General features: G+C 65.0%; 13 protein-coding genes. 11 read left to right on the top strand and 2 right to left on the bottom strand.

Translation table 11 applies throughout. The features are described from left to right. The first annotated feature begins 57 nt into the window (after positions 1-57). Positions 58-249, top strand: coding sequence for a hypothetical protein (locus NX774_RS04610; protein ID WP_258820975.1), 192 nt, complete (start codon positions 58-60; stop codon positions 247-249). Positions 250-374: 125 nt separating this feature from the next. On the opposite strand, the gene NX774_RS04615 is transcribed toward NX774_RS04610, so the two are convergent. Beyond that, entirely contained in the window at positions 375-1,697 is a 1,323-nt protein-coding gene (locus NX774_RS04615) for a homoserine dehydrogenase (RefSeq protein WP_258820976.1), read from the bottom strand. A gap of 28 nt (positions 1,698-1,725) precedes the next feature. Then, the gene (locus NX774_RS04620) at positions 1,726-2,958 is read right to left on the bottom strand and encodes a pyridoxal phosphate-dependent aminotransferase (RefSeq protein ID WP_258820977.1); all 1,233 of its coding nucleotides are present in this window, start codon (positions 2,956-2,958) and stop codon (positions 1,726-1,728) included. A gap of 197 nt (positions 2,959-3,155) precedes the next feature. On the opposite strand from NX774_RS04620, the gene NX774_RS04625 reads away from it, so the two are divergent. From NX774_RS04625 to NX774_RS04670, 10 genes are all read left to right on the top strand, one after another. Beyond that, complete coding sequence (locus NX774_RS04625) at positions 3,156-3,542, top strand: Mth938-like domain-containing protein (protein ID WP_258820978.1); 387 nt, start codon at positions 3,156-3,158, stop codon at positions 3,540-3,542. Beyond that, on the top strand, positions 3,539-5,206 hold the full coding sequence (locus tag NX774_RS04630) for a glycosyltransferase family 39 protein (protein ID WP_258820979.1): 1,668 nt from the start codon (positions 3,539-3,541) through the stop codon (positions 5,204-5,206). The genes NX774_RS04625 and NX774_RS04630 overlap by 4 nt, the downstream gene beginning before the upstream one ends. 6 nt (positions 5,207-5,212) lie before the next feature. Next, on the top strand, positions 5,213-5,587 hold the full coding sequence (locus NX774_RS04635; RefSeq protein WP_258820980.1) for a DMT family transporter: 375 nt from the start codon (positions 5,213-5,215) through the stop codon (positions 5,585-5,587). 243 nt (positions 5,588-5,830) lie between these two features. Beyond that, the gene (locus tag NX774_RS04640; protein ID WP_258820981.1) at positions 5,831-6,970 is read left to right on the top strand and encodes a DegT/DnrJ/EryC1/StrS family aminotransferase; all 1,140 of its coding nucleotides are present in this window, start codon (positions 5,831-5,833) and stop codon (positions 6,968-6,970) included. Continuing rightward, the gene (locus tag NX774_RS04645; protein ID WP_258820982.1) at positions 6,967-7,983 is read left to right on the top strand and encodes a glycosyltransferase; all 1,017 of its coding nucleotides are present in this window, start codon (positions 6,967-6,969) and stop codon (positions 7,981-7,983) included. The genes NX774_RS04640 and NX774_RS04645 overlap by 4 nt, the downstream gene beginning before the upstream one ends. Before the next feature lie 103 nt (positions 7,984-8,086). Next, positions 8,087-9,001: a formyltransferase gene (locus NX774_RS04650; RefSeq protein ID WP_258820983.1), complete on the top strand. Its 915-nt coding sequence runs from the start codon at positions 8,087-8,089 to the stop codon at positions 8,999-9,001. Positions 9,002-9,012: 11 nt separating this feature from the next. Then, the gene (locus NX774_RS04655) at positions 9,013-10,065 is read left to right on the top strand and encodes a bifunctional UDP-4-keto-pentose/UDP-xylose synthase (RefSeq protein WP_258820984.1); all 1,053 of its coding nucleotides are present in this window, start codon (positions 9,013-9,015) and stop codon (positions 10,063-10,065) included. A 1-nt stretch (position 10,066) separates the two neighbouring features. Next, positions 10,067-11,008, top strand: a complete 942-nt coding sequence (locus tag NX774_RS04660) for a polysaccharide deacetylase family protein (protein ID WP_258820985.1) — start codon at positions 10,067-10,069, stop codon at positions 11,006-11,008. Positions 11,009-11,102: 94 nt separating this feature from the next. Further along, entirely contained in the window at positions 11,103-11,558 is a 456-nt protein-coding gene (locus NX774_RS04665) for a peroxiredoxin (RefSeq protein WP_258820986.1), read from the top strand. Positions 11,559-11,779: 221 nt separating this feature from the next. After that, the gene (locus NX774_RS04670) at positions 11,780-13,546 is read left to right on the top strand and encodes a PhoH family protein (RefSeq protein WP_258820987.1); all 1,767 of its coding nucleotides are present in this window, start codon (positions 11,780-11,782) and stop codon (positions 13,544-13,546) included. Positions 13,547-13,664: the final 118 nt, after the last annotated feature.

The raw sequence follows: 13,664 nt of genomic DNA on the forward strand, positions 1-13,664 counted from the left end.
GCAAGCGACACCCGTCACGGCGCTTGTTGTGCGGTGCAGCGTGCGTAAAATGCGCGGATGACTTCGCCGAACCTTCCCTTCCTCCTGAACGGCGCCGCGCCCGACGCGCTGTTCGACCAGCTCGAGTGCGAGCTGGTCGCGCTCACCACCGCCCCGCTCGACGAGGACGAGCTCGCGCCCACGCAGGTGGTGGATGAATTCGCAACCGAGTTTTTGCTGGACCTGGTCCGGCCTAAGCCGCCGAGATGAGCGGTCAACCTACGTCGTACCGGCGCAGGCCGGTACCCATGCTGAACCGAACAGGGCCTCGGTGCGGGAGACTCAGCATGGGCCCCGGCTTGCGCCGGGACGACGGGGTTACGTGAGCAGGAAGATCAGCTCAGGCTTTCCAGGCGAATGCGCGTCACCTTGCGCTCCACCGCTTCCAGCGCCTCGATCTTCGCGATCGCCGCGTCCACGAACTTCTCGCGGGTCTGGTGGGTGATGATGATGATATCGGTGCGCGTCTGCAGCTCGCCCGGCTCCTTCTGCAGCACGGCGTCGATCGAGATGCCGGCATCGGCCAGGATGCGCGTCAGGTCAGCCATCACGCCCAGCTGGTCCTTCACGTACACGCGCAGGTAGTAGCTCGAGCGGATCTCGGACATCGGCAGGACCGGCACGTCCGTCATCTCGTTCGGCTGGAACGCCAGGTGCGGCACGCGGCAGTACGGGTCCACGGTGGCCAGGCGGGTCACGTCCACCAGGTCCGCAATCACGGCCGAGGCGGTCGGCTCCGAGCCCGCGCCCTTGCCGTAGTAAAGCGTCGAACCGACGGCGTCGGCGTGCACCAGCACCGCGTTCATGGCGCCTTCCACGTTCGCGATCAGGCGGTTGGCCGGGATCAGCGTCGGGTGCACGCGCAGCTCAATGCCGTCCACACCATCGGCCTGCGCGCGGCGCGTGATGCCCAAGAGCTTGATGCGGTAGCCCAGCTGCTCGGCGTAGCGGATGTCCACCGCCTGCAGCGTGCTGATGCCCTCGATGTGGGCCTTCTCGAACTGCACCGGGATGCCGAACGCGATCGACGACATGATCGCCAGCTTGTGCGCCGCGTCCACGCCCTCGATGTCGAAGGTCGGGTCGGCTTCCGCATAGCCCAGTTCCTGCGCCTGCTTGAGCACCGTCGCGAAGTCCAGGCCCTTCTCGCGCATTTCCGAGAGAATGAAGTTGGTGGTGCCGTTGATGATGCCGGCCACCGATTCGATGCGGTTGGCGGTCAGGCCCTCGCGCAGCGCCTTGATGATCGGCACACCGCCGGCCACGGCCGCCTCGAACGCCACCATCACGCCCTTTTCCTGGGCCGCGGCGAAGATCTCGTTGCCGTGCTGCGCCAGCAGCGCCTTGTTGGCGGTGACCACATGCTTGCCGTTGGCGATGGCGCGCAGCACCAGCTCGCGCGGCAGCTCGTAGCCGCCGATCAGCTCGACCACGATGTCGATGTCGGGACTGTCCACCACGGCGAACGGATCGTCCACCACGACGCAATCGGCGCCGACGATGCCGCGCGCGCGTTCCAGGTTGCGCGCCGCGACCATGGCGATCTCGATGCCGCGGCCGGCGCGGCGGCGAATGTCTTCCTGGTTGCGCTGCAAGACGTTGTATGTGCCGGCGCCCACGGTGCCGATGCCTAGCAGGCCTACTTTAATCGGTTTCAACTTACTCTCTCTTCTTCTGCTTCTGTTCTCAGGCGCGGATTGCGTGGCGGCGCCGGTAGCCGTCGAGGAAGCGCGCGAGGCGGCCGCAGGCCTCACCCAGGTCGTCCGTATTCGGCAGGAACACCAGCCGGAAGTGGTCCGGCGCGATCCAGTTGAAACCGGTGCCCTGCACCAGCAGCACCTTTTCCTCGGCCAGCAATTCGCAGATGAATTGCTGGTCGTCGGCGATCGGGTACACCTTGGGGTCCAGCCGCGGGAACATGTACAGCGCGGCCTTCGGCTTGACGCAGCTAACGCCCGGGATCTCGGTCAGCATCTTGTGCGCGAGATCGCGTTGACGGGTCAGGCGCCCGTTCGGCGCGACCAGGTCGGCAATGCTTTGGTAGCCGCCCAGCGCAGTCTGGATCGCAAACTGGCCGGGCACGTTGGCGCACAAGCGCATCGAGGCCAGCATGTTCAGGCCTTCGATATAGTCTTTCGCGTGCTTCTTCTCCCCCGATACTACCATCCAGCCGGCCCGGTAGCCGCAGGAGCGGTAATTTTTTGACAGGCCGTTGAGCGTGATGCACAACACGTCGTCGGCCAGCGAGGCCAGCGACACGTGCTGGGCACCGTCGTACAGCACCTTGTCGTAGATCTCGTCGGCGTAGACGATGAGCTGGTGCTGGCGCGCCAGTTCGAGAATCTCGAGCAGGAGCTCGCGCGGGTACAGCGCGCCGGTCGGGTTGTTCGGGTTGATGACGACGATCGCCCGCGTGTTGGGGGTGATCTTGCGCTTCATGTCCTCGATGTCGGGCATCCAGTCGGCCTGCTCGTCGCACACGTAGTGCACCGGCGCGCCGCCGGCCAGGCTCACCGCCGCGGTCCACAGCGGGTAGTCCGGGGCCGGCACCAGCACCTCGTCGCCGTTGTTCAGCAGGCCCTGCATCGCCATCACGATCAGTTCCGAGGCGCCGTTGCCGAGATAGACGTCATCCACGGTCACGCCCGTGATGCCTTTTTGCTGGGTGTAGTGGACGATCGACTTGCGCGGCGCGAACAGGCCCTTGGAATCGGTGTAGCCCGCCGCGTTGGGCATGTTCCGGATCATGTCGCGCACGATCTCGTCCGGCGGGTCGAAGCCGAAGGTGGCCAGGTTGCCGATATTGAGCTTGATGATCTTGTGCCCGTCATCCTCCATCTTGCGCGCCAGGTCCATGGCCGGGCCACGGATCTCATAGCAGACATCGTCGAGTTTGTTGGATTTGAGGATGGGGCGCACGGTAATTCCTGGTTCGGGTGAAGGGTTTTGCTGCAATGCGATAAGTCCATTCTGCCCCAAACAGACCAGTTAAATCAACCGCCCCGCCATCTTTTGCCGCCGTTGGGGCAAAAGCCTGAACGATGTTCGGCGGCCGTCCTGTCGCGCTTTGCGCCCGTTTGTGGCATCCTATCGCCCTTCGCACAGAGGCAAATCCCATGAAGCTGCACTCCCAGGACAACCAGCAGTACCAGACCGTGACCGGCTACGACGCCCAGGGCGTCGAGATCAACGCGAAGCGCTACGAGTTCAGCGTGCTCGTGATGCCCGAGGTCGAGCCGCGCGCCTGGCCGGTCACCCGTTTCGAGGAACTCACCGCCGAACATTTCACCGCCATCGCCCAGGACCAGCCGGACGTGGTCATTTTGGGCACCGGCGAGCGCCAGCGCTTCGTGCATCCGAAACTGGTGACCGCACTGTCGAGCCGCCGCGTGGGCGTGGAGAGCATGGACAGCCATGCCGCCTGCCGTACCTACAACATCCTGATGGGTGAAGGCCGCAAGGTCACGCTGGCGCTGATCATCGAAGGCGCGGCGGCCGCATGAACGACCTGCACCGCAACAAAACCCTCCTCTGGATCCTCTTCGCCAGCTTCGTTCTCGCCACCCTGTACCTGCTCGGCGTGCGCACCCTGGTGCCGCCCGACGAGGGCCGCTACGCCGAAATGGCGCGCGAAATGCTCGCCACCGGCGACTGGGTCACCACCCGCCTGAACGGCATTAAATACTTCGAAAAGCCGCCGCTGCAAACCTGGGCCAACGCCCTCACCTTCGCCATTTTCGGCCTGGGTGAATGGCAGGCGCGCCTGTGGCTGGGGCTGAACGGCATCCTTGGCGTGGTGCTGGTCTGGCACGCCGGCCGCAAGGTGTTCAGCGAGCGCGTGGGCTTCTACGCCGCGCTGGTGCTCGGTTCCTGCTTCTACTGGGTCGCCTGCGCCCAGATCAACTCGCTGGACATGGGCCTGTCCGGCATGATGACCATCTCCCTGTGCGCCCTGCTGCTGGCCCAGCGCAACGACGCCACGGCGCGCGAAAACCGCGACTGGATGCTGGCCTGCTGGGCCGGGATGGCGCTGGCGGTGCTGGCCAAGGGCCTGATCGGGCTGGTGCTGCCGGGCGCGATCCTGGTGATCTACACGCTGGCGGCGCGCGACTGGAAGATCTGGACGCGCCTGCACATGGGCAAAGGCCTGCTGCTGTTCTTCGCCATCGCCACCCCGTGGTTCGTGCTGGTGGGCCTGAAGAACCCGGAGCAGCCGCATTTCTTCTTCATCCACGAGCATTTCGACCGTTTCCTGCTCAAGGAACACCACCGCGAAGCCGCTTGGTGGGTGTTCTTCGTGCTGCTGGCCGCAGGTTCCGTGCCGTGGGTCGGTGTGCTGGTGCAAAGCCTGGTGCTGGGCGCAAAGCGCGAAGAGACCGGCGCCCGCGGCCCGTTCCGCCCGCGCCTGATGCTGCTGGTCTGGCTGGCCTTCATCATCCTGTTCTTCACCAAGTCCAGCTCCAAGCTGCCCGGCTACATCCTGCCGGTGTTCCCTGCCGCCGCGCTCCTGGTCGCCAATTACCTCGACGTGGGCACGCGCCGGAGCCGCATGCTCACCTGCGGCCTGACCGCCCTGCTCGGCGCCGCCCTGCTCGGGTTCGTGCCCTTCATGCCTGGCCTGGCCAAGCACGCCGGCGAAGGCGCGCTGTACGCGGCCTACCAGCCGTGGGTGCTGGCGGCCGGCTTCGTGGCCGCGGCCGGTGGCGTGGTCGCCATGCTGTACGCGCGCCAGATGCAGCGCGACCTGATGGTGGTGGTGCTGGCCCTGGCCGGCTTTGCCAGCACCGAGCTGCTGCTGGCCGGCTTCGAGCCGATCGGCAAGATACGCGCCGGCACCAACCTGCTGCCGGCGATCCAGGCCGAACTCAAGCCTGAAACCAGGGTCTATTCAGTCGGCATCTACGAACAGTCGCTGACCTTCTACCTGCGCCGCACCGTCACGCTGGTGGACTACTGGGACGAATTCACCTTCGGCCTGCAGCAGCAGCCGCAGCTCTCGATCCCGACCGTGCCGGCCTTTGTCGCCCAGTGGCGTGCCGACGCCGCCAGCGGCCGCCACGACCTGGCCATCATCCGCGAAGACATCCTGGCCGACCTGAAACGCCAGGGCGTGCCGCTGCGCGTGGTCGCGGCCGACGCGCGCCGCACCGTCATCGCAAACTATTAAAACGATATGAACCTGTCCACTTTCTCATTCATCATCACCGGCGTGCTGCTCAATGCGGCCGCCCAGCTGCTGCTCAAGGCCGGCACCAACGCCCTGGGCGGCGCGATCCACCTCACCATGGACAACTGGTTCCAGACCGGGATCAAGGTGGCGACCCAGCTGCCGATCCTGGGCGGGCTGGCCTGCTACGTGGTGTCGCTGGTCGTGTGGATCATCGGCCTGTCGCGCACCGACGTGACCATCGCTTACCCCATGCTCTCGCTCGGCTACGTGGTCAGCGCCGCCGGCGCCTGGCTGTTCCTGGGCGAGGCGGTCTCGCTGCAGCGGCTGGCGGCGATCGGTGTCATCATGGTCGGGGTTGCCCTGCTGGCGCGTACCTGATTGACAAGCCTGATAAAATGCGCGGTTGGCGCTGCGGAATCAAAAAATTCCTATTTGCAAGCAAATGTGGCAACACGACTGCCACAAAGTGAAACATTTGGCCATCCCTGAACACCCTGCACCGTCATCCCCGCGCAGGCGGGGATCCATGCCGAGCGTGCATGCACGCGGCCCATGGATTCCCGCCGGCGCGGGAATGACGGGACCGGCGGTTCAGCGGGCCACTAGCACAGAAAGAGAAATATGACTGCTGAGCTGCCTTTCCTGCCCTTTTCCCGCCCGACGATTGACGAAGACACCATCGCGGCGGTCGGCGACGTGCTGCGTTCCGGCTGGATCACCACCGGGCCGAAGAACCAGGCGTTCGAAGCACAGCTGTCCGAATACTTTGGCGGCCGTCCGGTGCGCACCTTCAACTCCGGCACCTGCACCATGGAGATCGCGCTGCGCATCGCCGGCGTGGGCCCGGGCGACGAAGTGATCACCACGCCCATCACCTGGCCCGCAACCTCGGCCGTGATCCTGGAGGTCGGCGCCACCCCGGTGTTCGCCGACATCGACGAGCGCACCCGCAACATCGACCTGGACAAGCTGGAAGCGGCGATCACGCCGCGCACCCGCGCCATCATCCCGGTGTTCCTGTCCGGCCTGCCGGTGGACATGGACCGGCTGTACGCCATCGCCGCCAAGCACAAGCTGCGCGTGGTGGAAGACGCCGCGCAGGCGATCGGCTCGACCTGGAAAGGCAAGCGCATCGGCGCGATCGGTGACATGGTCTCGTTCAGCTTCCAGGTCAACAAGAACATCACGACGGTCGAAGGCGGCTGCTTGGTGATGAACACCCCCGAGGAAGCGCGCCTGGCCGAAAAATACCGCCTGCAGGGCGTTACCCGCAGCGGCGTGGACGGCATCGACGTTGACGTGTTGGGCGGCAAGTACAACATGAGCGACGTGAACGCGGCGATCGGCCTGCGCCAGCTGGCGCGGCTGGAAGAGTTCAATGCCCATCGCGAAAAGATCGCGCGCCACTACTTCCAGTGCTTCGGCCCCGACTTCGAGGCCAGGACCGGCGCCCAGCTCCCGATCCAGGCCTTCGGCACTTCGAACTGGCACCTGTTCCAGATCATCCTGCCCGACCATGGCCCCGGCACGCGCGCCGAGTTCATGACGCGCATGCAAAAGGAGTACAACATCGGGACCGGCTACCACTACGCGGCGGTCCACCTGTTCACCATGTACCGCGCGCGCGGCTTCAAGGAAGGGATGTTCCCGGTCGCCGAGAAAATCGGCCGCCTGACCGTGACCCTGCCGATGTTTAACACGATGACCCTGGCGGACGTGGAGCGCGTCGTCGCCGCCGTCAACGGGATCCTGGCCAAATGAACGTTCTTGCCATCAAACCGGAACTGTCGGTCGTCATCCCGGTGTACAACGAAGAGGCCGGGCTGGCCAAGCTGTTCGAGCGCCTGTACCCGGCACTGGACAAGGCCGGCATCACCTACGAGATCATTTTCGTCAACGACGGCAGCCGCGACAACTCGGTCGCCATCCTCGCCGAGCAGTACCGCCAGCGCCCGGACGTGACGCGCGTGGTGCTTTTTAACGGCAACTACGGCCAGCACATGGCGATCCTGGCCGGCTTCGAGCAAACCCGCGGCGAAATCATCGTCACGCTCGACGCCGACCTGCAGAACCCGCCGGAAGAGATTCCCAAGCTGGTCGAGAAGATGCGCGAGGGGTACGACTACGTCGGCTCGATCCGCCGCAAGCGCCAGGACACCGCGTGGCGCACCATCGCGTCCAAGGCGATGAACCACCTGCGCGAGCGCATCACCAACATCCACATCACCGACCAGGGCAACATGCTGCGCGCGTACGGCCGCAACGTGATCGACCTGGTCAACCAATGCGGCGAGGTGAACACCTTCGTCCCGGCGCTGGCGTACAAGTTCGCGCGCAAGCCCACCGAGATCGTGGTCGAGCACGAAGAACGCGCCGCCGGCGAGTCGAAATACTCGCTCTACAGCCTGATTCGCCTGAACTTCGACCTGGTGACCGGCTTTTCGCTGGTGCCGCTGCAGGTGTTTTCGCTGCTGGGCATGACGCTGTCGTTCTGCTCGGGCCTGCTGGTGCTGATCCTGCTGGTGCGCCGCTTCCTGCTGGGCGCCGAGGCCGAGGGTGTGTTCACGCTGTTTGCGATCGCGTTCTTCTTCATGGGCGTGATTTTGTTCGGCATCGGCCTGGTGGGCGAATACGTGGGCCGCATCTTCCAGCAGGTGCGCGCACGGCCGCGCTACGTGGTGCAGACCATTCTGCAGGGCCAGCCGCGCCGCGAAGGGCACGAACTGGACGAAGCCGAAGGCGTGGTGCTCGAAAAGCGCCAGGTCGGCCGATAAACACCACCATTAGCACGTCGTCCCCGCGCAGGCGGGGACCCATAGACCGCGTGAACGCACGCGCAGCATGGGTCCCCGCCTGCGCGGGGACGACGGTTCAAACATGACCAATACATCCAAACGCGCAGTCGTCTTCGCCTACCACAACGTCGGTGTGCGCTGCCTGAAAGTGCTGCTGGCCGGCGGCGTCGATGTCGCCCTCGTGGTCACGCACCAGGACAGCGCCAGCGAAAACATCTGGTTCGAGTCCGTGATCTCGGTCTGCCAGCTGGAAGGCATCCCCTACATCACGCCCGAACACGCGAAGGGCGACGACCTGCTGGAACAGGTCAAGGCCGCCAAACCGGACCTGATGTTCAGCTTCTACTACCGCCACATGCTGCCGGCCGAGCTGCTGGACGTGGCCCCGGCTTACAACATGCACGGCTCGCTGCTGCCGCAGTTCCGCGGCCGCGCCCCGGTCAACTGGGCGGTGCTGCACGGGGCCCATGAAACCGGCGCCACCCTGCACGAAATGACGGTCAAGCCGGACGCCGGCGCCATCGTCGCGCAAACCGCCGTGCCGATCCTGCCCGACGACACCGCCCACGACGTGTTCGGCAAGGTGGAAGTGGCCGCCGAGATCACGCTGTGGAAGGTGCTGCCTGGCCTGCTGGCCGGTACCGCCCCGCGCCTGCCGAACGAGCTGGCCAAGGGCAGCTACTTCGGCGGCCGCAAGCCCGAGGACGGCCGGATCGACTGGAGCAAACCGGCGCAGGAGGTGTACAACCTGCACCGCGCCGTCGCCCCGCCCTACCCCGGCGCGTTCACCGACGTGGGCGGGCATCGCTACATTATCGAAAGAGCAAGACTTTCCCGTCAGAATCTACCAAGTTTGCCACCGGGCTTGGCGGTGGTGGATAATGGCATCTTTGGCGTTTGCGGCGACGGCCGCGCGCTGGCCATTTCCAGCCTGCTGGCCGATGGCGCCCCCATCAGCGCGGGCGAGCTGTCCGAGCGACTGGCCACGAATTCGTAAAGAGATCACACATGAAAAAAGTCCTCATCCTCGGCGTCAACGGCTTCATCGGCCACCACCTGTCCAAGCGCATCCTGGAAACCACCGACTGGCACGTGTACGGCATGGACATGCAGGCCGACCGCATCGAAGAGCTGCTGGCCAACCCCGAGTACAAGTCGCGCATGCACTACTTCGAGGGCGACATCACCATCAACAAGGAATGGGTCGAGTACCACGTCAAGAAGTGCGACGTGATCCTGCCGCTGGTGGCCATCGCCACCCCGTCCACCTACGTCAAGCAGCCGCTGCGCGTGTTCGAACTGGACTTCGAAGCGAACCTGCCGATCGTGCGCTCGGCCGCCAAGTACGGCAAGCACCTGGTGTTCCCATCCACCTCCGAGGTGTACGGCATGTGCCACGACGAGGAATTCGATCCCGAGAACTCGGAACTGATCTGCGGCCCGATCAACAAGCCGCGCTGGATCTACTCGTGCGCCAAGCAGCTGATGGACCGCGTGATCTGGGGCTACGGCATGGAAGGCCTGAATTTCACCCTGTTCCGTCCGTTTAACTGGATCGGCGCCGGCCTGGACTCGATCCACACCCCGAAGGAAGGCTCCTCGCGCGTGGTGACCCAGTTCTTCGGCCACATCGTGCGCGGCGAGACCATCTCGCTGGTGGACGGCGGCAAGCAAAAGCGCGCGTTCACCTACATCGACGACGGCATCGACGCGCTGATGAAGATCATCGAGAACAAGAACGGCGCGGCTACCGGCAAGATCTACAACATCGGCAACCCGACCAACAACTACTCGATCCGCGAACTGGCCGGCATGATGATCGACCTGGCCAAGGAATACCCGGAATACGCCGAAGGCGCGAACAAGGTCACGATCACCGAGACCACCTCGGGCGCCTACTACGGCCAGGGCTACCAGGACGTGCAGAACCGCGTGCCGAAGATCACCAACACCTGCGACGAACTGGGCTGGGCGCCCAAGACCACGATGGCCGAAGCGCTGCGCGGCATCTACGACGCCTACCGCGGCCAGGTCGGCGCAGCCCAGGCGCTGATGGACTGAGGTGGGTCCGCTCCTCGTCCTCAAGATCGACGTCGACACCTATCGCGGAACGAAGGAAGGCGTCCCCAACCTCGTGCGCATGCTTAAAGCGCACGGGGCCCAGGCCACCTTCCTGTTCTCGCTGGGGCCCGACCATACCGGCTGGGCCCTGCGCCGGGCGCTGCGTCCCGGCTTCTTCAAGAAAGTCTCGCGCACCTCGGTGGTCGAGCACTACGGCTTCAAGACCCTCATGTACGGCACGCTGCTGCCCGGCCCCGACATCGGGGTGCAGGCGGCCGATGAGATGCGCGCCGCGCACGCGGCCGGCTTCGAATGCGGCATCCACACCTGGGACCACGTGCTGTGGCAGGACAACGTGCGCGGCCGCGACGAAGCCTGGACCGTACGCATGATGCGCAAAGCGGCCCAGCGCCATGCGCAGGTCTTCGGCCAGCCGCCGCACACCCATGGCGCCGCCGGCTGGCAGATGAACCGCCACGCCTTTGCCGAGCACGACGCGATGGGCTACGCCTTTGCCTCCGACGGCCGCGCGCTGCTCAACGAGGACGGCTCGCTGGTTGACCCGGCGGCCGGCCCCTACCGCTTCCCGGGCGGGCGCTGCATCCAGATGCCGACCACCCTGCCCACGCTGGACGAGCTGCTCGGCCGCGAGATCGGCGGCAGCACCATCGGCACGGGCAACATCGGCGCACACCTGCTGCGGCTGACCGAGGGTGCGCGGCGCGATCACGTGTACACTTTGCACGCAGAACTTGAAGGGCAAAAACTCGCCCCCATATTCGAGCAGCTGTTGACAGGTTGGAAAGCCCAAGGCTACCAGCTGGCGTCGATGGCGCAGTACCATGACAAGATAAAAGACGCCGCGCTGCCCGAGTATCCGGTCACGTGGGGCGAAGTACCGGGCCGGTCGGGCGAACTGATCGTCCTGGACACCAACACGTAGGGTGGGCTCCCGAGCCCACGCGGTGATACAGAGCGCTTGAGCACCGCCGCCGGCAAGAAGCCACTCACCCTGCGCCAAACTAGAGGAGTGACCCGTGGCCGACAGCCCATCGAACTTCAGCGCCCCCATGACCGGCGGCCAGACCTTCAACCTGCAAGGCCGCCCGGCCAAATACACCGTGCTGTACTTCTACCCGAAGGACAACACCCCGGGCTGCACCACCGAAAGCATCGCCTTCCGCGACCACTACCCCGAATTCCAGGCGCTCGGCGCCGAGATCTACGGCTTGTCGCGCGACTCGATGAAGTCGCACGACAACTTCAAGGGCAAGCTGGGCCTGCCGTTCGAACTGATCTCCGACCCGGACGAGCTGGTGTGCAACCAGTTTGGCGTCATGAAGATGAAGAACATGTATGGTAAGCAAGTCCGCGGGATCGAGCGGAGCACGTTTGTATTTGACGCTAGTGGCCGATTGGTGAAAGAATGGCGTGGCGTGAAAGTCAACGATCACGTCAACGAAGTGCTGGAATTTTTGAAGAGCCAGCCCTGACACGGATGGCTCCCTGGTTCAACCTGCTGGACGTTATCCGCTTATTTTGAGTCGACACCTGCTCCACTCGCATCATTCCAATCTGGCAGTTCGCCCGTCCGGCCCCTTTCCGGACGGCGTTGCCCCCCTTAGATTCCCGATAGCTCCGAACCGCTCTCGCGCCCCATCCGTGGATGCCGGCGCGTCATGCGCTTTCCTGACTTTTTTAGATTGAGAACCTGATGCCACTGCCCAAAATGCCCACCAAGCCAGCCACGCTGCTGGCCGTCAAAGATTACCCCAAGGTCGAGCCCGGCAAGGCGAAGGTAACGGCCGTCCCGGCCCAGGCCGCCAGTGCGGACGTGGAAGACCTGATCAGCGGCCAGGCCGTGCCGGCGCCCAAGGCCACGCGCGCGCGCAAGAAAGCCGCCCCGGTGCTGGCCGAGGTGCCGCCGCCGGCCGCCAAGGCCCCGGCGCGCGCGGACAAGGGCGGCGTTGCTGCCAAGCTCAAGGAAACCGACATCGACCAGCCGCATCCGGCCAAGCACAAGCCGGTCGAGATCAACATCAAGTCCGGCGCCAGCCGCAAGGCCGACAAGGCCGGCCAGACCAAGGTGTTCGTGCTCGACACCAATGTGCTGATGCACGACCCGACCTGCCTGTTCCGCTTCGAGGAGCACGACGTCTACCTGCCGATGATGACGCTGGAAGAGCTGGACAACCACAAGAAAGGCATGTCCGAGGTCGCGCGCAACGCACGCCAGGTCTCGCGCACGCTGGACGCCCTGATCGCCAACGTGGACGACGACGCGATCGAAAACGGCATTCCGCTGGCCAAGCTGGGTAACAAGGACGCCAAGGGCCGCCTGTACTTCCAGACCAAGCTGAACGGCGCCGCGCTGCCGGAAGGCCTGCCCTCGGGCAAGGCCGACAACCAGATCCTGGGCGTGGTGCGCGCGCTCGAAGCGCAGCAGCCGGGGCGCGCGATCGTGCTGGTGTCCAAGGACATCAACATGCGCATCAAGGCGCGCGCGCTGGGCCTGCCGGCGGAGGACTACTTCAACGACCATGTGTTGGAAGACACCGACCTGCTGTACTCGGGCATCGTCCAGCTGCCGGACGACTTCTGGGACAAGCATGGCAAGAACGTGCAGTCGTGGCAGGAAAACCGCAACGGTTACTCCTCCACCTACTACCGCGTGAGCGGCCCGCTGGTGCCGACCCTGCTGGTGAACCAGTTCGTGTATTTCGAGCCGAAGAACGGCGAGGCGCCGTTCTATGGCCAGGTCAAGGAAATCAACGGCAAGACCGCCGTGTTCCAGACCCTGCGCGACTACAGCAGCGCCAAGAACGGCGTGTGGGGCATCACCGCGCGCAACCGCGAGCAGAACTTCGCGCTCAACCTGCTCATGAATCCCGAGGTCGACTTCGTCACCCTGCTCGGCCAGGCAGGCACCGGCAAGACCCTGCTGGCGCTGGCGGCGGGGCTGGCGCAGGTACTCGAGACCAAGCTCTACAACGAGATCATCGTCACCCGCGTGACCGTGCCGGTGGGCGAGGACATCGGCTTCCTGCCGGGCACCGAGGAAGAGAAGATGTCGCCGTGGATGGGCGCGTTCGACGACAACCTCGAGGTCCTGATGAAGTCCGACAGCGAGGCCGGCGACTGGGGCCGCGCCGCCACCCAGGACCTGATCCGCTCGCGCATCAAGATCAAGTCGCTCAACTTCATGCGCGGGCGCACCTTCGTCAACAAGTTCCTGATCATCGACGAAGCGCAGAACCTCACGCCCAAGCAGATGAAGACGCTGGTCACGCGCGCCGGCCCCGGCACCAAGATCCTGTGCCTTGGCAACATCGCCCAGATCGACACGCCGTACCTGACCGAAGGTTCGAGCGGCCTGACCTACGTCGTGGACCGCTTCAAGGGCTGGGACCACGGCGGCCACGTGACGCTGGCACGCGGCGAGCGTAGCCGCCTGGCAGACCATGCGAGCGACGTGCTGTAAGCGACGCGTCCACGTACGTTCTGGTTGAACGCGTGGGCGGGAGACCCGCCCACCCTGCCGGTGTAGGGTGGGCAGATTCTGCCCACGCGTTCAACCAGCGCCAGCCCGCCCCCCACAA

Origin of the sequence: Massilia agilis (assembly GCF_024756255.1) — a bacterium.
GTDB lineage: Bacteria > Pseudomonadota > Gammaproteobacteria > Burkholderiales > Burkholderiaceae_D > Telluria > Telluria agilis.